General features: G+C 64.7%; 14 protein-coding genes. All 14 read right to left on the bottom strand.

Going from position 1 to position 18,563, the window contains the following annotated elements; translation table 11 throughout:
- Window positions 1-90: 90 nt before the first annotated feature.
- The 14 genes from urtA to GJV18_RS18960 all read right to left on the bottom strand — a co-directional run bounded on the left by urtA (window position 91) and on the right by GJV18_RS18960 (window position 17,808).
- A complete protein-coding gene (gene urtA / locus GJV18_RS16000) occupies window positions 91-1,359 on the bottom strand; it encodes an urea ABC transporter substrate-binding protein (RefSeq protein ID WP_160347423.1) in 1,269 nt (422 codons plus the stop codon).
- Window positions 1,360-1,557: 198 nt separating this feature from the next.
- Complete coding sequence (locus GJV18_RS15995) at window positions 1,558-2,154, bottom strand: MarC family protein (RefSeq protein ID WP_160347421.1); 597 nt, start codon at window positions 2,152-2,154, stop codon at window positions 1,558-1,560.
- Between the two features lie 29 nt (window positions 2,155-2,183).
- Window positions 2,184-4,964 (bottom strand): hybrid sensor histidine kinase/response regulator, encoded by a 2,781-nt coding sequence (locus GJV18_RS15990; RefSeq protein ID WP_160347419.1) that lies wholly within the window; start codon window positions 4,962-4,964, stop codon window positions 2,184-2,186.
- A gap of 255 nt (window positions 4,965-5,219) precedes the next feature.
- Window positions 5,220-6,509, bottom strand: coding sequence for a phosphoribosylamine--glycine ligase (purD, locus tag GJV18_RS15985; protein WP_160347417.1), 1,290 nt, complete (start codon window positions 6,507-6,509; stop codon window positions 5,220-5,222).
- A 127-nt stretch (window positions 6,510-6,636) separates the two neighbouring features.
- Complete coding sequence (gene purH, locus GJV18_RS15980) at window positions 6,637-8,244, bottom strand: bifunctional phosphoribosylaminoimidazolecarboxamide formyltransferase/IMP cyclohydrolase (RefSeq protein ID WP_160347415.1); 1,608 nt, start codon at window positions 8,242-8,244, stop codon at window positions 6,637-6,639.
- A gap of 80 nt (window positions 8,245-8,324) precedes the next feature.
- Complete coding sequence (fis, locus tag GJV18_RS15975) at window positions 8,325-8,645, bottom strand: DNA-binding transcriptional regulator Fis (RefSeq protein ID WP_160347413.1); 321 nt, start codon at window positions 8,643-8,645, stop codon at window positions 8,325-8,327.
- Window positions 8,642-9,640 (bottom strand): tRNA dihydrouridine synthase DusB, encoded by a 999-nt coding sequence (gene dusB, locus GJV18_RS15970; protein ID WP_160347411.1) that lies wholly within the window; start codon window positions 9,638-9,640, stop codon window positions 8,642-8,644. The genes fis and dusB overlap by 4 nt, the downstream gene beginning before the upstream one ends.
- 172 nt (window positions 9,641-9,812) lie before the next feature.
- Entirely contained in the window at window positions 9,813-11,171 is a 1,359-nt protein-coding gene (locus GJV18_RS15965) for a DUF3426 domain-containing protein (protein WP_160347409.1), read from the bottom strand.
- An 88-nt stretch (window positions 11,172-11,259) separates the two neighbouring features.
- On the bottom strand, window positions 11,260-12,138 hold the full coding sequence (gene prmA, locus GJV18_RS15960) for a 50S ribosomal protein L11 methyltransferase (protein ID WP_160347407.1): 879 nt from the start codon (window positions 12,136-12,138) through the stop codon (window positions 11,260-11,262).
- Between the two features lie 284 nt (window positions 12,139-12,422).
- On the bottom strand, window positions 12,423-13,778 hold the full coding sequence (accC, locus tag GJV18_RS15955) for an acetyl-CoA carboxylase biotin carboxylase subunit (protein ID WP_160347405.1): 1,356 nt from the start codon (window positions 13,776-13,778) through the stop codon (window positions 12,423-12,425).
- Between the two features lie 17 nt (window positions 13,779-13,795).
- Entirely contained in the window at window positions 13,796-14,254 is a 459-nt protein-coding gene (accB, locus tag GJV18_RS15950; RefSeq protein WP_160347403.1) for an acetyl-CoA carboxylase biotin carboxyl carrier protein, read from the bottom strand.
- Window positions 14,255-14,304: 50 nt separating this feature from the next.
- Window positions 14,305-14,751 (bottom strand): type II 3-dehydroquinate dehydratase, encoded by a 447-nt coding sequence (aroQ, locus tag GJV18_RS15945; RefSeq protein ID WP_160347401.1) that lies wholly within the window; start codon window positions 14,749-14,751, stop codon window positions 14,305-14,307.
- 121 nt (window positions 14,752-14,872) lie between these two features.
- Window positions 14,873-16,636, bottom strand: a complete 1,764-nt coding sequence (locus GJV18_RS15940) for a protein-disulfide reductase DsbD (RefSeq protein ID WP_160347399.1) — start codon at window positions 16,634-16,636, stop codon at window positions 14,873-14,875.
- 128 nt (window positions 16,637-16,764) lie between these two features.
- Window positions 16,765-17,808: a methyl-accepting chemotaxis protein gene (locus tag GJV18_RS18960; RefSeq protein WP_407692370.1), complete on the bottom strand. Its 1,044-nt coding sequence runs from the start codon at window positions 17,806-17,808 to the stop codon at window positions 16,765-16,767.
- Between the last annotated feature and the right edge of the window lie 755 nt (window positions 17,809-18,563).

Raw genomic sequence — 18,563 nt, 5'->3', positions numbered from 1 at the left:
AGGGAGCAGACCGAATAGGGCATGCTCGCGCGGACGTCTGCTCCCCTCTCCCGCTTGCGGGAGAGGGGCTGGGGGAGAGGAGCTTTTGCCTTAGTTCGACTTCACCGCGTAATCCGGCTTCTTGTCGTTGCCTTCGATATAGGGGCTCCACGGCTGGGCGCGGATCGGGCTGCTGGTTTCCCAGACCACGGAGAACTGACCGTCTTCCTGGATCTCGCCGATCATCACCGGCTTGTGCAGGTGGTGGTTGCTCTTGTCCATGGTCAGGGTGTAGCCGCTCGGCGCGTCGAAGGTCTGGCCATAGAGCGCTTCGCGCACCTTGTCGACATCGGTGGTGCCGGCCTTCTCCACAGCCTGGGCCCACATGTTGATGCCCACGTAGGTGGCTTCCATCGGGTCGTTGGTCACCGCCTTGTCGGCACCCGGCAGGTTCTGCGCCTTGGCGTAGGCCTTCCACTTGCTGACGAACTCGGTGTTGACCGGGTTTTCCACCGACTGGAAGTAGTTCCAGGCGGCCAGGTGGCCGACCAGCGGCTTGGTGTCGATGCCGCGCAGTTCTTCCTCGCCGACGGAGAAGGCCACCACCGGCACGTCGGTGGCTTCCAGGCCCTGGTTGGCCAGTTCCTTGTAGAAGGGCACGTTGGAGTCGCCGTTGACGGTGGAGATCACCGCGGTCTTGCCGCCGGCGGAGAACTTCTTGATGTTGGCCACGATGGTTTGATAGTCGCTGTGGCCGAAGGGGGTGTAGACCTCTTCGATATCCTTCTCGTCGACGCCCTTGCTGATCAGGAAAGCGCGCAGGATCTTGTTGGTGGTGCGCGGGTAGACGTAGTCGGTGCCGAGTAGGAAGAAGCGCTTGGCGGCGCCGCCGTCCTCGCTCATCAGGTACTCGACCGCCGGGATGGCCTGCTGGTTTGGCGCCGCGCCGGTGTAGAAGACGTTGGGCGACAGCTCCTCGCCTTCGTACTGCACCGGGTAGAACAGCAGGCCGTTGAGTTCTTCATAGACCGGCAGCACGGACTTGCGCGACACGCTGGTCCAGCAGCCGAAGGTGACGTCGACCTTGTCCTGGGTCAGCAGCTGGCGGCCGCGCTCGGCGAACAGCGGCCAGTTGGAGGCCGGGTCGACCACCACCGGCTCAAGCTGCTTGCCGAGTACGCCGCCCTTGGCGTTGATCTCGTCGATGGTCATCAGGGCCATGTCTTTGAGCGAAGTTTCGGAAATAGCCATGGTGCCGGACAGCGAGTGCAGGATGCCGACCTTGATGGTTTCGGCGGCCTGTACGGTGAACGGGAACAGACCGCTGAGCAGCAGGGCGCTGGCGGCGAAGGTGGATTTCAGAAAGGGACGACGTTTCATTGTTATGGCTCCGTGCGCAACGATTGGGAGAGACCAGAAGAGGGTCGTCAGTCCAATGGCAGCATCCGTGCCAAGATCTCCAAGCCATTGTTCTGCTTGGAGTTGTTTGATTTTTCAAGCGGCTCTTGGAAAGGGCCTTGCGCCGCTTTGGTGCGTGTGGCGAGGGATTGTGTGAAGTTGTCGGTGCGCTGCACCGCTTTAGAGCGACAGGTAGTTTTTCACCCCGGTAAAGATGATTTGCGCGGCCAGGGCGCAGACAAACAGGCCCATCAGGCGGCTGACGATCTGCAGGCCCTGATCGCCCAGCAGGCGCTCGAACTGGTTGGCCAGGTACAGCACCACGCCCACGGTCAGGCTGGCCAGGGCGATGGCGACCAGGGCCAGCAGCTTGTCGCTCCACTCCGGCTGGCTGGCGCCCATCAGCAGAAGGGCGCCGATGGTGCCAGGGCCGACGGTCAGGGGGATGGTCAGCGGCACGATGGTCACGTCCTGCTGCACGTTGTCGCTCTGCACCGCCGACTTGCCCTGGGCCATGCCCAGGGCCGAGATAAACAGCACGCTGCCCGCGCCGATGCGGAAGGCGTCGATGGTGATGCCGAACAGGGTGAAGATGTGCTTGCCGAACAGGTACAGCAGCACGCTGGCCACCAGCACCCCGGCGGCCACCTTCCAGGCCAGGCGCTTGCGCTCCTTGAGGGTGTAGCCGCGGCTGAGGCCGATAAAGCAGGACAGCACGAAGAAGGGGCTATAGAGCACCAGAAGTTTCAGATACAGGCTGGACAACTCGACGGCCATGGCAACTCTTTGGGTGTGATCAGGTGGGCTTAAAGGGGCAGGCTGGCGCGCTGACGGCGGACTTCCCGTTCGCCGATCCAGTATTCGATCAGGTCGCGCAGTTGCGACAGCTCCACCGGCTTGGACATATGGCCGTCCATGCCGACCTGGCGCGCGCGCTCCTTGTGTTCGGCGAGGATATGCGCGGTCAGTGCCACCACCGGGGTGCGCTCGCGCCGTTCGGCGGCTTCCCAGGCGCGCAGTTGTTCGGTGGCGGAGAAGCCATCGAGCACCGGCATCTCGCAGTCCATCAGCACCAGGTCGTAGTGCTGGGCCTTCATCGCGGTCAGGGCTTCCTCGCCGTTGCTGGCGGTATCCGGCTTGAGGTTGAGCTTGCCGAGCATGCCACGGATGACCTTGGTGGAGATGCTGTTGTCTTCGGCCACCAGAATGCGGAAGTCGCTCGGTACATTGAGCGGTTCGCTGACCTGGGTGGGGGTGAACTGGCTGGGGCTGCCGTTGCCGCGCTGGGCCAGTTCGTCGGCCAATGTGGCCTTGAGCGCATAGCCGGCCACCGGCTTGGCCAGGATGCGCTTGATCCCGGCGTTGCGCGCGATGATCTTGCTCGGCGCATTGCTGATGCCGGTGAGCATGATCACCAGGATGTCGTGGTTGAGGTTGGGGTCTTCCTTGATCCGCGCGGCCAGCTGCATGCCGCTCATGCCGGGCATGTCCTGATCCAGCAGCACGGCGTCGAAATACTCGCGCATATGCGCCTTGGTGCGCAGCAGGGCCAGGGCCTCCTTGCCCGAGGGCACGGCGCTGACCTGCAGGCCCCAGGCCGTGCACTGCTGCACCAGCACCTTGCGGCAGGTGTCGTTATCGTCCACCACCAGCAGGCGTGCGCCTTGCAGCGAGGTTTCCAGATCCGCGCTCGGCTGCTCCAGGCGCGCGGCATCCAGCGGCAGGCTGAGCCACAGGGTCGAGCCCTGGTTGCTGCTGCCCTGGATGCCGAACTCGCCTTCCATCAGACGCACCAGCTGGCGGGCGATGATCAGGCCCAGGCGACCGCCCAGCTTGGTGGCGGCGAGGAAGTCCTTGCTGTGCAGTTCGGCGTTGAGCAGGGCGTCACGCTCGTTGGCATCCAGGGGTTTGCCGCTGTCCTGCACGGCGATGCGCAGGCGCGGCTGGGCCTTGTCGGTCTCCAGGGCCACCACCAGCAGGATCTCGCCTTCGTCGGTCTGCTTGAAGGCATTGTCCAAGAGGCTCAGCACCACCTGACGCAGGCGGGTCGGGTCACCACTGATCACCCGGGGGACCTGGGGCTGGATAAAGCTGATCAGCTCCACCTTCTGCTGCTCGGCCTTGGCGCGGAAGATGTCCAGGCAGTCCTCGATCAGGGCATTGAGGTCGAACTGCACATCATCCAGTTCGATCTGCCCGGATTCGAGCTTGGAAATGTCGAGAATCTCGTTGATCAGGGTCAGCAGCTCATTACCCGAGCTGTGGATGGTCTGCACATAGTCGCGCTGCTTGGCCGACAGTGGCGTACCCAGGAGCAGCTCGGTCATGCCCAGCACGCCGTTCATCGGGGTGCGGATTTCATGGCTGATCTTGGCCAGGAACTCGGCCTTGGCCTTGAGCTCGGCAGTACTGGCCGCCAGGTCACGGCTGCTGCTGAACTGCTCCTGCATGATGCGCCGCTGGCGTTCGCTGAGGGCCATGCTGAGGATAAAACCACAGATCACCACAACCACCAGCAGGCCGTAAGCCAGCCAGTCGGCCTGAATGGCCCAGCGGCCGAAAAATACCGGCAGGGTGCCGACAAAGGTCACGCAGAACAGCAGTACAGCCAGGCTGAACAGGCGAGCGGGTCGGTAGCCGTGATGCCAGTGCAGCAGGGCCACCGTCAGGATGCTCAGTGCGGTGATGGCACTCAGCACATACACCAGCTGGTTGGACTGCAGATCGCTGGCCACCAGCAGCACCACGAACAGCGCTGCAATCAGCAGGGCTTCGGCATTGAGCAGGTGGCGGTGCAGGGTGGCGGGGCAGACCTGATGGAAGAAGCTGTTGGTAAAGCACAGGGCGCAGATCATCGCTGCCAGCATGGCCAGGTTGACGATCTGCGGCTGCAGGCTCTGCCAGTCGCTCAGCCAGGGGGTGCTGATGCCCAGCAGGCTGATGGCAGCCAGCAGCTGGCAGGCCTGGGTGGCGGCCAGCCACAGGCCGCTGGCGGCGCGGGTGTAGTAATAACGCACCAGGTTGTAGGCCAGCAGCATGGCCAGACAGCCGAGCAGCAGGCCGAAGAGCAGTGGGCGCGAGTCGTCGGCGGCGGCGCTGTGGCTACTCTGCAGGCTGATGCTGGGGCGCAGGGCATGTTCCGAGGCCAGGCGTAGATAGATATCCAGCGGCGCATCGGCCTGGGGCAGTGGCAGGAGGAAATCGCGGCTGGCCACGGGGCGGCTGGAGAAGGGCAGCTGGTTGCCGGTATGGGTCTGGCCAACCAGTTCGTCACCCTTCAGCACATAGAGGTCGAGGTAGGCCAGAAAGGGGGCAAATACCCGCAACAGCTGGGCTTCGGAATTGGCCGGCAGGCGGTGATGCAGCCACAGGGCGGCATTGTTGCCCGGGGTGTAGAGGTCATTGAGCTGGGTCGGGATAAAGCGTGCGGCTTGCCGTGGGGTGCGCACATCATCAAGCTGCAGGCGCGCTTCGGGATCGGCCAGCGCCGACCAGATAGCCTGTTCCTCGGCCTGGACGGGCACTGTGGCGAGTGCCATCAGCAGCAGGCTGATCAGCAGGTAGGAGGCGTTCCTCAGCCGGCGCACAGTGAATTCCCTTCGCAAGTTAGTGATCGGATTATAGCCAAGCTGCATGAGGCTTAAGTATGACAAAGGTGGCCAAATTGCCACCTTTGCATGCTTTACCGCCAGATTATCGATTAGAGCCTGATTACGATCGTGCGAGCTAGGGCCCTACAAGGCAAAAACGGGCGAGGAAGCGGAGTGTACTGGTGTACATGAGCATTTCGAGCCTGTTTTTAACGCAGTAGGACCGACGCACAGCCGGTCGTAAATAGGCTCTCAGGCCTCGCCGCGTTCGCGGGCAATGGCCCGATAGCCGATATCGTTGCGGTGGAACATACCCTCCCAGCGGATCTTCCCGGCCAGGCGATAGGCCTGCTCTTGGGCTTCGGCCACCGTGCGACCGATGGCGGTGGCGCAGAGTACGCGGCCGCCGGCGGTGACGATCTGGCCATCTTTCAGCGCGGTACCGGCATGGAACACCTTGCCGTCGAGCTGGGCGGCTTCATCCAGACCGATGATGACATCGCCCTTGGCGTAGTCGCCCGGGTAGCCACCGGCGGCCAGAACCACGCCGACAGTGGGGCGCGGATCCCAGGTGGCTTCGACCTTGTCCAGGGCCTTGGCCAGGGCCGCCTCGACCAGCAGCACCAGGGAGCTTTCCAGGCGGCACATGATCGGCTGGGTTTCCGGGTCGCCGAAGCGGCAGTTGAACTCGATGACCTTGGGCTTGCCGGCCTTGTCGATCATCAGGCCGGCGTAGAGGAAGCCGGTGTAGACGTTGCCTTCGCTGGCCATGCCGCGCACGGTGGGGTAGATGACCTCGTCCATGACCCGCTGATGCACCTCGGCGGTGACCACCGGAGCCGGCGAATAGGCACCCATGCCGCCGGTGTTGGGGCCGGTATCGGCGTCGCCGACGCGCTTGTGGTCCTGGCTGGTGGCCATCGGCAGCACGTTCTCGCCGTCGACCATCACGATAAAGCTGGCTTCTTCACCGTCGAGGAATTCTTCAATGACCACGCGCGAACCGGCTTCGCCAAAGGCATTGCCGGCGAGCATATCGCGCACGGCCTCTTCGGCTTCCTGCAGGGTCATGGCGACGATCACGCCTTTACCGGCGGCCAGGCCGTCGGCCTTGATCACGATCGGCGCACCTTTCTCGCGCAGGTAGGCCAGGGCCGGCTCGACTTCGGTGAAGTTCTGGTAATCGGCGGTGGGGATCGCGTGACGGGCGAGGAAGTCCTTGGTGAAAGCCTTGGAGCCTTCCAGTTGGGCGGCGGCGGCGGTGGGGCCGAAGATGTCCAGTCCGCGAGTGCGGAACAGGTCGACCACACCCTTCACCAGCGGCGCCTCGGGGCCGACGATGGTCAGCTGCACGTTCTGCTCGGCGAAGTCGGCCAACTGCTCGATGGCCAGCACGTCGATGGCGACGTTCTCGCACTTGGCTTCGGTGGCGGTGCCGGCGTTGCCCGGGGCGACGAAGACTTTTTCGACGCGCTTGTCCTGTGCCACTTTCCAGGCCAGGGCGTGCTCACGACCGCCGCTGCCGATGATCAATACGTTCATTGCATTCTCCTTCAGGAGGCGGGCCTGGGGCCCGTTTGGTGGATAAGCAAAGCGTTATCCACCCTACGAATTTCGAGGTCGCGATGAAGCGATGTAGGGTGGATGGCCGAAGCCATCCACCAGTCAATCAATGGCGGAAATGGCGCATGCCGGTGAACACCATGGCGATACCGGCTTCGTCAGCGGCGGCAATCACTTCCGCATCGCGCATCGAACCACCCGGCTGGATCACCGCGGTGATGCCGTTGGCAGCTGCGTTGTCCAGGCCGTCGCGGAAGGGGAAGAAGGCATCCGAGGCCATCACCGAACCAGCAACTTGCAGGCCGGCGTGCTCGGCCTTGATCGCGGCGATGCGCGCGGAGTTGACCCGCGACATCTGGCCGGCGCCGACGCCTATGGTCTGGCGGCCCTTGGCGTAGACGATGGCGTTGGATTTGACGAACTTGGCCACTTTCCAGGCGAACACCAGGTCGTGGATTTCCTGCTCGGTCGGCGCGCGCTTGGTCACCACCTTGAGGTCGGAGGCCTGGATCATGCCGATATCGCGGCTCTGCACCAGCAGGCCACCGTTGACGCGCTTGAAGTCCCAGCCGGCGGCACGTTCGGCCGGCCACTCGCCGCATTCCAGCAGACGCACGTTGGCCTTGGCGGCGACCACGGCGCGAGCTTCGGCACTGATTTTCGGGGCGATGATCACTTCGACGAACTGACGCTCGACGATGGCCTGGGCGGTGGCGCCGTCCAGTTCGCGGTTGAAGGCGATAATGCCGCCAAACGCGGATTCGGTGTCGGTGGCGTAGGCCAGGTCGTAGGCCTTGCGGATGCCGCCTTCCTCGTCGGTGGCCACGGCCACGCCGCACGGGTTGGCGTGCTTGACGATGACGCAGGCCGGCTTGACGAAGCTCTTCACGCACTCCAGCGCGGCGTCGGTGTCGGCCACGTTGTTGAACGACAGTTCCTTGCCCTGCAGCTGCAGGGCGGTGGACACGCTGGCTTCGCCGCGCTGGGCCTCGACGTAGAACGCCGCGCTCTGGTGCGGGTTCTCGCCGTAGCGCATTTCCTGGGCCTTGATGAACTGGCTGTTGAAGGTACGCGGGAAGGCGCCGCGGTCTTCGGTGGACAGGGTGTCGCGGCTCTGGTCGATGGTGCCCAGGTAGTTGGCGATCATGCCGTCGTAGGCAGCGGTGTGCTCGAAGGCCTTGAGCGCCAGGTCGAAGCGCTGGGCGTAGCTCAGGCCGCCGGCTTTCAGGCTTTCCACGATGCCGGCGTAGTCGCTGGCGTTGACCACGATGGCCACGTCCTTGTGGTTTTTGGCGGCGGAGCGGACCATGGTCGGGCCGCCGATGTCGATGTTCTCGATGGCATCGGCCAGGTCACAGCCCGGCTTGGCCACGGTGGCGGCGAAGGGGTAGAGGTTGACCGCGACCAGATCGATCGGCTTGATGCCGTGCTCGTCCATCACCGCGCCGTCGAGGGCGCGACGGCCGAGGATGCCGCCGTGGATCTTCGGGTGCAGGGTCTTCACCCGGCCGTCCATCATCTCCGGGAAGCCGGTGTAGTCGGCCACTTCCACGGCGGCCACGCCGTTGTCCTTGAGCAGCTTGTAGGTGCCGCCGGTGGAGAGGATCTCGACGCTCAGGGCTTCGAGCTCACGGGCGAACTCGAGGATGCCAGTCTTGTCGGAGACGCTGATCAGGGCGCGGCGAACGGGGAGGCGGGTGGTCTGGTCGGTCATTTCAGAGTCCATCAGAGCTGCAGAGGAAATATCAGCAAAAAAGGCGGCTCAGGTGGGCCGCCCTTTTCGGGAGTTCAGGGTCAGAGCAGGTCGTACTGCTTGAGCTTCTTGCGCAGGGTGCCGCGATTCAGGCCGAGCAGTTCGGAGGCCTTGGTCTGGTTGCCCTTGACGTAATTCATCACGCTTTCCAGCAGGGGCGCTTCCACTTCGCTGAGCACCAGGTTGTAAACGTCGGTGACGTCCGCGCCCTCAAGATGGGCAAAATAGTTATGCAGGGCCTTTTCCACTGCGCCGCGCAGGGTCTGACCCTCGTCGCTGGCGGTGCTCAGGTGCTGCTTCAAACTGCTGTTGTCACTCACGGGTGCACTTCCAATTACTAAAGTCTCGGTCATCAACGTCATGCGGCCACCCCTTCTCCGTTGTTATGGCGTTCGCGGAAAAACTGGCGAACGTTGGTGTACTGCGCGTCCGTACTGTCTAGACGGTTGAACTGGGCGCGAAACTCCCTGGCGCCCGGCAGGGTTGCGAGATACCAGCCGACATGCTTGCGGGCGATGCGCACGCCCATTACATCGCCATAGAAGGCGTGCAGTGCCGTCAGGTGCTCTAGCAGAATGTGTTCCACTTCGAGCAGGCTGGGTGCCGGCAGCTGCTGGCCGGTACGCAGGAAATGCTCGATTTCGCGGAAAATCCACGGCCGGCCCTGGGCGGCGCGGCCGATCAGCAGGCCATCGGCGCCGGTGGCGGCAAGCACGGCGCGGGCCTTGTGCGGTGAGTCGATATCGCCATTGGCCAGCACCGGAATCGACACCGCCTGTTTGATCGCGGCGATGGTGTCGTACTCGGCTTCGCCGGTGTACAGGTCGGCACGGGTGCGACCATGCACGGCCAGGGCCTGGATGCCGGCGTCTTCGGCAATTCTGGCTACGGTCACGCCGTTTTTGTTCTGGCGGTCCCAGCCGGTGCGGATTTTCAGGGTGACCGGTACGTCCACCGCGGCGACCACCGCCTGGACGATGTCGCGCACCAGGGCTTCGTCCTTGAGCAGGGCGGAGCCGGCGGCCTTGTTGCAGACCTTCTTGGCCGGGCAGCCCATATTGATATCGATGATCTGTGCGCCCAGTTCCACATTGCGCCGCGCCGCTTCGGCGAGCATCTCGGGGTCGCCGCCGGCGATCTGTACCGAGCGCGGTTCGGCATCGCCGCTGTGAATCATGCGCAGACTCGACTTGCGGGTGTGCCACAGGCGCGTATCACTGGTGACCATCTCCGACACCACCAGGCCGGCACCCAGGCGTTTGCACAGCTGGCGGAACGGCTGATCGGTGACGCCCGCCATGGGGGCGAGGATCAGCGAGTTGGGCAGTGTGTAGGGGCCGATGCATAGCGCCGACATAGGGCTTCCCTGCTCAAGAGACGTGCTGTTGAGACCAATAGGAGAGTTCGAAAAGGGGGGAGATCATACCTGCTCTGGATGACCGGATAAAGGCTGTTTTGAACAAATTCTGAACAGCTGTCGGCTTATGCCTGAGGGTTTGGACAGGCGGTCATCCCGGGTCTGGCGCGCACTATTCGGGGGAGTGGAAGCTCAGGCTGTAGTTCACCGCCTGGGCGCCAGGGTCGAGGATGTCCATGGAAATATGGATGGGCGTTTGCGGCGGCATCTGCGCCTGACCGGCCAGTTCACCGGCCAGGTATTCGCCCGGTTTGAAGCGGCGGCTGGCCAGCAGCTGGCCGTTGATATCGGCGAAGCGCATTTCCAGCAGCGGGAAGGGCTGGGTAAAGGGTGCGCGGTTATACAGGATGGCGTCGACCACCAGGGCGCCGGAGAACTGCGGGTGGCTGCGCACCACCAGGTTGCTGCTCTTGATCTGGCTGATATCGACCTTGGATGGCAGCTGGCAACCAATGGCCGGGCACAGCTGCTCGAACCAGGGGCGGTATTGATCCTGGCGCGCCAGCTGTTCGAAGTTGTAGGCCACATACTGGCCGGCCAGGGCGCTGGCACCCAGCAGGTTGAGCAGGCTCCAGCCCAGCCAGCGGCCCCAGGGCTTGCGCTGTTGCGGGCGCCAGTCGAGTTGCAGGGGTTCGTCGTCCAGTTCAAACAGATTGTCGTCACGCAGGGCCGGTTCGTTGCGCTGGGGCTTGTCGGGTGGCAGCGGGGCTGTTTCGTCCTCAACGTCATCATCTGCCTCGGGATGCTCTGGCAGGGCGTTCACGGGCGGTGTGTCGAAGCTGTGATCGGCGCGGCGGTCACTGATCTCGGCCGTCAGACCGAGCGTATCCAGGGGCTCTTGCCCGGGCGCGGCGGCACTAATGTTGCTGGCTGGGCGGTTAGTGGTTGCTGCGGGTACGGGTTTATCGTCGGCCGCTGGTGGCGGTGTGGGGTGCACTGTGCGTAATGGCGGGCTGGCCTTGATTGGCTCGGGGCTGTCGTGCAGCAGGGCCTGGGTCCAGCTTTCATCCACCACCGGCTCGGCCTCGCTGGCCCGCAGCAGACGCTCGGCAGGCTGAGGGGCGGCCTCGGTGGTGAGAAACTGGCGGGAAAACTCCTGTTCCTGAGCCTCCAGCTTGGCCAGTTCTTCATCCAAGTCGAGGTCGTCCAGATCCAGGTCGTCATGAATCCACAGGGTATCGTCGTTGGCCTTGGCTGGGTTGCCAGCCTGGCTTGGTGCGGGTGCGGGTGCGGGTGCGGCAGGTGGGCGAACGGGCGCGGCAGGCTTCTCTGGTGTCGGCGCCGGCTTGTTGACTGCCTGGGGGGCGGGTGCAGCAGGCAGTACGCCGCTTTCACGCAGCTGCTGGGCGGCATTGAACACATGCAGGCAGGCCCCGCAGCGCACCGCTCCATGGGCGGCGGCCAGCTGCGTCGGGTTGACGCGAAAGCTGGTGCGGCAATGGGGGCACTGGGTGACGTAACTCTGGGTCATGTGGCAATCCGGCCAGGCGAAGGTCGCGAGGGCCGACCGTGGGGTCGGCCGGCGCCTAGTCTAACGTATGTCCCTGAAAAAACGGCAGTCAGCGGCGAATACCGCTGATCCGTACCCAACCATCCTTTTCCGCCGTGGGGTCGAGGTCGAAGGCCGCCGCGTAGGCTGCGCGCACCTCTTCGGCCTGTTCGCCGAGGATCCCCGACAGGGCCAGGCGCCCGCCGGGCTTGACCAGCGCGGTGATCTGCGGCGCCAGCGCCACCAGCGGGCCGGCGAGGATATTGGCGACCACCACATCGGCGGGCTGCTGCGGCATATCCGCCGGCAGGTAGACCGGGAAACGTGCCGGCTCGATGCCATTGCGCGAGGCGTTGTCGCGGGAGGCTTCCAGTGCCTGAGGGTCGATATCGGTGCCCAGGGCCTGGGGCGCGCCGAGCAGCAGGGCGGCGATGGCCAGAATCCCCGAGCCGCAGCCAAAGTCGATGACGTTACAGTCGGTGAGGTTCTGGCCGTCCAGCCATTCCAGGCACAGCGCAGTGGTCGGGTGGGTGCCGGTGCCGAAGGCCAGGCCCGGGTCGAGCAGCAGATTGACCGCCTCAGGCTGCGGCGCGGCGTGCCAGCTTGGCACGATCCACAGGCGCTGGCCGAAACGCATGGGCTTAAAGCCATCCATCCAGCTGCGCTCCCAGTCCTGGTCGGCAATCACCTCGGCCTGGTGTTCCGGCAGCTCACTGCCGATCAGCAACTGCAGGTGAGCGAATACCGCGTTGGCATCGGTATCGGCCTCGAACAGGGCGAGCAGGTGGGTGTGCGACCACAGGGGTGTGGTGCCCAGATCCGGCTCGAAAATCGGTTGGTCTTCGGCGTCCATAAAGGTTACCGAGACGGCGCCCACTTCCAGCAGGGCATCCTCAAAGGTTTCCGCCTGTTCCGGAGTAATGGCGAGACGGACTTGTAACCAGGGCATGGCATACCTCGTGAACACTGTGGCGGACGGCGCAAATTGGCGCGCAGCTTACTTGATGGGGTAGGCGGCTTGCCAGTTCGGTCGCTGAAACGACAAGGGCTGCCGAATGGCAGCCCTTGTTGAGCATTTCAGTCATGACCTCGCGAGCTAGAGCGGAACAAGGCGCTACGTAGTAACAGCCTTTGGCTGGTCAAAGTGGCTGAGGAAGCGGAGTTTACATGTGTAAATGAGCATTCCTCGGCCACTTTTAACGCAGGGCCGCCGACGCGCAGCAGGTCATGGGTTTAGTGCTTATCCATACCCAGTTTCTTCTCCAGGTAATGGATATTCACGCCCCCTTTGACGAAACCCTTGTCGCGCACCAGGTCGCGGTGCAGGGGCACGTTGGTCTTGATGCCGTCGACCACGATCTCGTCCAGGGCATTGCGCATGCGCGCCATGGCTTCGTCGCGGTCCTTGCCGAAGGTGATCAGCTTGCCGATCAGCGAGTCGTAGTGCGGCGGTACGCTGTAACCGCTGTACAGGTGCGAGTCGACGCGCACGCCGTTGCCGCCCGGGGCATGGAAGTGCTTGACCTTGCCGGGGCTGGGCATGAAGTTGTCCGGGTCTTCGGCGTTGATCCGGCACTCGACCGAGTGACCGAGGATCTTCACGTCTTCCTGCTTGATCGACAGCTTGTTGCCAGCGGCGATGCTGAGCATCTCCTTGACGATATCGAAGCCGGTGATCATCTCGGTGACTGGATGCTCCACCTGCACGCGGGTGTTCATCTCGATAAAGTAGAAGCGGCCGTCTTCGTAGAGGAACTCGAAGGTGCCGGCGCCGCGGTAGCCGATTTCGACGCAGGCATCGACGCAGCGCTTGAGCACTTCGGCGCGGGCCTTTTCATCGATATAGGGGGCCGGAGCCTCCTCGATCACCTTCTGGTGACGGCGCTGCAGCGAGCAGTCGCGGTCGTACAGGTGAATGGCGTTGCCCTGGCCGTCGGACAGCACCTGGACTTCCACGTGGCGCGGGTTGCCGAGGAACTTTTCCAGATAGACCATCGGGTTGCCGAACGCGGCACCGGCTTCGGTGCGGGTCAGTTTGGCCGACTTGATCAGGTCTTCTTCCTTGTGCACCACGCGCATGCCGCGACCACCGCCGCCGCCGGCGGCCTTGATGATCACCGGGTAGCCCACTTCACGGGCGATGCGCAGGGCTTCTTCTTCGTCTTCCGGCAGCGGGCCGTCAGAGCCGGGCACCACCGGTACGCCGGTCTTGATCATGGCCTCTTTGGCCGACACCTTGTCACCCATCAGGCGGATGGTCTCGGCTTTCGGGCCAATAAAGGCGAAGCCGGAGTTTTCGATCTGCTCGGCGAAGTCGGCGTTCTCGGCGAGGAAGCCATAGCCCGGGTGGATGGCGGTGGCGCCGGTCAGCTCAGCGGCGCTGATGATGGCCGGGATATTCAGGTAGGACAGCGCGCCGGAGGCCGGGCCGATGCAGACGGATTCGTCGGCCAGGCCCAGGTGCATCAGTTCGCGGTCGGCGGTGGAGTGCACGGCCACCGTCTTGATGCCCAGTTCCTTGCAGGCGCGCAGGATGCGCAGGGCGATTTCGCCACGGTTGGCGATCAGGACTTTTTCCAGCTTCTGCATTGCAGGCTCCCCGCGCATCAAACGATGGTGAACAGGGGCTGGTCGTACTCAACCGGCTGGCCGTTTTCCACCAGGATGGATTCGATCACGCCGCTGGCTTCGGCCTCGATGTGGTTCATCATCTTCATGGCTTCGACGATGCACAGGATGTCGCCCTTCTTCACGGTCTGCCCCACTTCGACGAAGTTACCCGAAGTCGGCGAAGCCGCGCGGTAGAAAGTGCCGACCATCGGCGAGCGGGCCACGCTGCCGTTCAGCTTGGGTGCGGCCGGGGCGGCGTCAGCCACCGGGGCGGCGGCAGGGGCGGCTACCGGTGCGGCGGCCGGGGCCTGGGCGTACATCGGCTGCGGCGCATAGGCCGGCTGCTTGCTGTGGCGGCTGATGCGCACCGACTCTTCGCCTTCTTTAATCTCCAGCTCGTCGATACCGGACTCTTCCAGCAGTTCGATCAGCTTTTTGACTTTACGAATATCCATGAATGGTCAACTCCCAGAGGTGAGGTAGGGCTGTGTGGCTGTGCGTCGAGTCACTCGCGCGCAGCCAATTGTTCGAGTGCCGCTTCCAGGGCCAGGCGATAACCACTGGCGCCCAGACCGCAGATCACCCCGACTGCGACATCGGAAAAGTAGGAGTGATGGCGGAAGGCTTCACGTTTGTGCACGTTGGACAGGTGCACTTCGATGAATGGGATGCTCACCGCCAGCAACGCGTCACGTAATGCGACACTGGTGTGGGTAAAAGCGGCGGGATTGATCAGGATAAAGTCGACACCTTCGCCTTTTGCGGCGTGAATACGCTCGATCAGCTCGTATTCGGCATTGCTCTGCAGATGCAGCAGATGATGGCCGGCCTCGCGGGCGCGACGCTCCAGGTCCTGGTTGATCTCGCTCAGGGTGGTGGCGCCGTATTTATCCGGCTCGCGGGTGCCGAGCAGGTTGAGATTGGGGCCGTGCAGTACCAATAGGGTCGCCATGGCGATGCTTCCTTGTTTTTGCGCTGCGCAGGACTATGCCGCAGCTGGGCAGAGACTGTCCAGTTGCCTGCAGTAGCCAACACGATGGCCGCAGATTGCGTCAGATATATGACCGAGCGGCTTAGAAGCGTTCGCGGGCGTTACCCAGGCGAGCGGCAAAGGTTGCGGCGTCGATCTCCCCTACGACACGCAGATCGCGCCATTCGTCACCCTTGGCGTCGAACAGCAGGATGGCCGGCGGGCCGAACAGCTGGTAGCGGTCGAGCAGGGCGCGCTGTGCGGCGTTGCTTTCAGTGATATCGAAGCGCACCAGCTGGTAGCTCCCCAGCTGGCTGCTTACGCTCGGATCGCCCAGCACTTCACGTTCGATCACCTTGCAGCTGATGCACCAGTCGGCGTACCAGTCCAGCAAGAGCGGCTGGCCGGCCTGGCGGGCGCGGGCGAAGGCGGCGTCCAGTTCGGCTGGGGTGGTCAGGGTCTGCCAGTCGCTCTTGAGCGGTGCGCTGGCCTCGGCGACTGCGGTCATGCGCCCGAGGGGGCGCAGCGGGTCATCCTGGCCCTGCAGGGCGCCGAACCAGGCGACCAGGGCATAGACCAGCAGCGGCAGGCCGAGCAGTTGGGCGAGCTTCTGGTGATGGGTCTTGGGTGTCAGCTCCAGGGCGCCGAGCCACAGGGCCACGCCGCCTGCCAGCAAGCCCCACAGGGCCAGGCTGACCGGGCCGGGCACCACCCGCTCCAGCAGCCAGATGGCCACCGCCAGCAGCAGGGCGCCGAACAGGTTGCGCACGGTGAGCATCCAGGGGCCGGACTTGGGCAGCAGGGCGCCGCCGCCGACGGCAAACAGCACCAGGGGCGTACCCATGCCCAGGCCCAGGGCCAGCAGTTTCAGGCCACCGCCGAGTGCGTCACCGCTGGCGCTGATATACAGCAGGGCACCGGCCAGGGGCGCCGAGACGCAGGGCGAGACCAGCACGCTGGACAGCACGCCAAGGGCCGCAGCGCTGTAGATGGTGCCGCCATGCAGGCGCTGGCTGAGGCGCTGCAGGGGGGCGTCGATGGCGGCTGGCAGGCGCATCTCCAGAAAACCCAGGCTGGCGGCACCAAACAGGGCAAAGAACAGGGCGAAGGGCACCAGCACCCAGGGCGATTGCAGGCGCGCCTGCAGATTGAGTTCGGCGCCGAACAGGCCCATCAGCGCGCCAAGTACGGCAAAACTCAGGGCCATGGGCAGGACATAGGCCAGGGCCAGGGCCAGGCTGCGCGCTCCGCCTGGCTGTCCGCGCAGCACCACGCCGCTGAGGATCGGCAGCATCGGCAGTACGCAGGGGGTGAAAGTCAGGGCCAGGCCGCCGAGGAAGAACAGCGCCAGGTCACTCCAGCTCCAGGCGCTGCCCGGCGTAGCGGGCGCATTGCCGCCGGCTTCGCCTCCGATACGCAGCACCTCGGTTTCCGGCGGGTAGCACAGGCCCTTGTCGGCGCAGCCCTGATAGCCCACATGCAGGTCGAAGGGCTGGCCCTGGGGGCGATCACGGGGGATCTCGATATCGACGATGCCGTAGTAGACCTCGACATCGCCGAAGTACTCGTCGGTCTTGGGTGTGCCGGCGGGCAACCGTGCGTCACCCAGGCCGCTGTCGGCCGGTTCGCTGCGGAAGCTGAAACGATGCTGATAGAGGTAGTAGCCCTCGGCCGCGACGAACTGCAGCTTGATCGAGTCGGCACTGCTCTCCAGCAGGTTGAGACGGAAGGCTTCGCGCACCGGCAAAAAATCAGCGCTGTTGTTCAGCGGCTCACCGAACAATTGGGTCGAGGGAGCCTTGTCGAACAGGTTGGCGCCCGCAGGCAGGGCGCAGAGCAGCAGAAGCAGGCAGATCAGGCGGTGCATGACAGTCTCGCGAAGCGGATGTGCCCGCATCATACCCAAGTCCGCGCGCCGACCCCAGGCGACCGGGTGGCGCAGGGTGTCAGCGGATATTGCGGACGGACGGAAGGTTCGGCGCGGGCCCGCAGCGGTTACAGGCGAAAGGCCTGCACGGCGGTATTCAGCTGCCCACCCAGCTGCAGCAGCTGTTCACCCTGGTGGCGACCCTGGCCGATGCGTTGCAGGTTCTCCCCGCCTAATTGATGGATGCGCTCGCTATGGCCACGAATTTCCGTGGCGGCGCCGCTTTGCTGGGCGGTGGCGTCGGCGATGCGTTCGGCCATGCTGGCGATGGTGCGGATGGCGGCGACGATCTCGTCCAGGGCGCCGTCGGCGGCTTCGGCCTGGGTGGCGGTGGCCTCGGCATGCTCGACCTGAATGCGCATGGCCTGCACGGATTGCAGGGCGGCCTGCTGCAGGCGGGCGATCAGGTTCTGGATTTCCTCGGTGGCGCCGCTGGTGCGTTGCGACAGCGAGCGCACTTCGTCGGCCACCACGGCAAAGCCGCGCCCAAGCTCACCGGCTCGGGCCGCTTCGATGGCGGCGTTGAGCGCCAGCAGGTTGGTCTGTTCGGCGATGCCACGAATCACCGTGAGCACGTTGCCGATGGTGGTGGTTTCCTCGGCCAGGCGCTCGATGGCCTGGGCGTTGCCCTGCACCTCGTCGACCAGCGAATGCAGGCCGTCGAGGCTCTGGCGAATCACCCGCTGGCCCTTTTCCAGGGCGCGGTCGGCATCGCGACTGGCGTCGGCGGCCTGGCTGGCATCGCCGGCGACCTGGGCGATGGTGCCCTGCAGCTCACCAAGGGCATCGCGAATCTGTGCGGTGTCGCCGGCCTGGCGCTCGGCGCCCACATGCAAGCCGCCGCTGAGGTCGGCCAGGGTACGGCTGGAACCCACCACTTCCTCGGCGTGCACGCGAATGGTGCCGACCAAATCGACCAGATAGGCGCGCAGGCGGTTGAGCGAGGCCTCGATATCGCCCAGTTCGCGGATCTTCGAACCCAGGCGCACATCCGTGGCGAAATCGCCCTGGGCCCAGGCCGAGAGGGAGGGCACCAGGCGCGTGAGGATCTGGGTCAGGCGTCGCTGGATGCGGTCCACCACCAGGGCGATCAGCAGGATCAGGCCGATCATCAGGCCGAGGATCAGTTGCACTTCGCCCTGGATGCGCCCGTGTTCGGCGCGTACCAGGGGTTCCAGGGCCGCCAGCTGTTCCTGCACCTGGGTCAGTTGCTGGCGGGTGCTGCTGGCCAGCTGGCCGCGCTGCTCGATCAGTGCGCGGGTGCGTTGCAGCTCCGCCGGGTAGCGCTGGATCAGGCTGGCGAAATCGCGCTTGAGGGCCACGCCACGGTCTTCGGCCTGCTGCTCACTGCTGTCACTGTCCAGGCCGAGCAGGTCGGCGAAACTGCTGGCGGCGCTGGCGGTTTCCTCGACGCCGAGCAGGGGCAGGGTCTGCAGGCTTTCGGCCTGGCGCTGCAGGGCTGTCAGTTCGCGCTGTAGCTCGCTGGCCAGTTCGCTGCGGCCGCTGCTGATCAGGCGGTCGCGGGCATGGCCCAGGCGGGCCAAATGACGGGCGGCGTTGAACAGCGGGCGGCGGTAGTCGGCGGCGGCGCTGGCGTTGCTGCTGTCGGCATACTGGGCCAGCTGCTCCAGGGCGCCATCCATCTCCCGTTCGGCCTGCAGCAGCAGGCCTTGCGGGTCGCCGGAGAGCTTGCCGGCGGCGAGCAGCTGGTTGGCGGTAAAGCCCTGCAACTCGGCAAGGCTGGGGCGCAGGTTGGCGGCCAGCGAACTGGGCAGCTCGTCCAGCGCCTGCTCCAGCTCGCCCAGGGCCTGGACGGCGGCGCTATGGCGCAGGGCGTCGCCGCTGTCCAGGTAGCCGAGCACGTTAT

This window comes from Pseudomonas xionganensis, from assembly GCF_009763245.1.
Lineage (GTDB): Bacteria > Pseudomonadota > Gammaproteobacteria > Pseudomonadales > Pseudomonadaceae > Aquipseudomonas > Aquipseudomonas xionganensis.
Note: the sequence above shows the minus strand (reverse complement) of the source record. Positions and strands in the feature narration are given on the sequence as shown.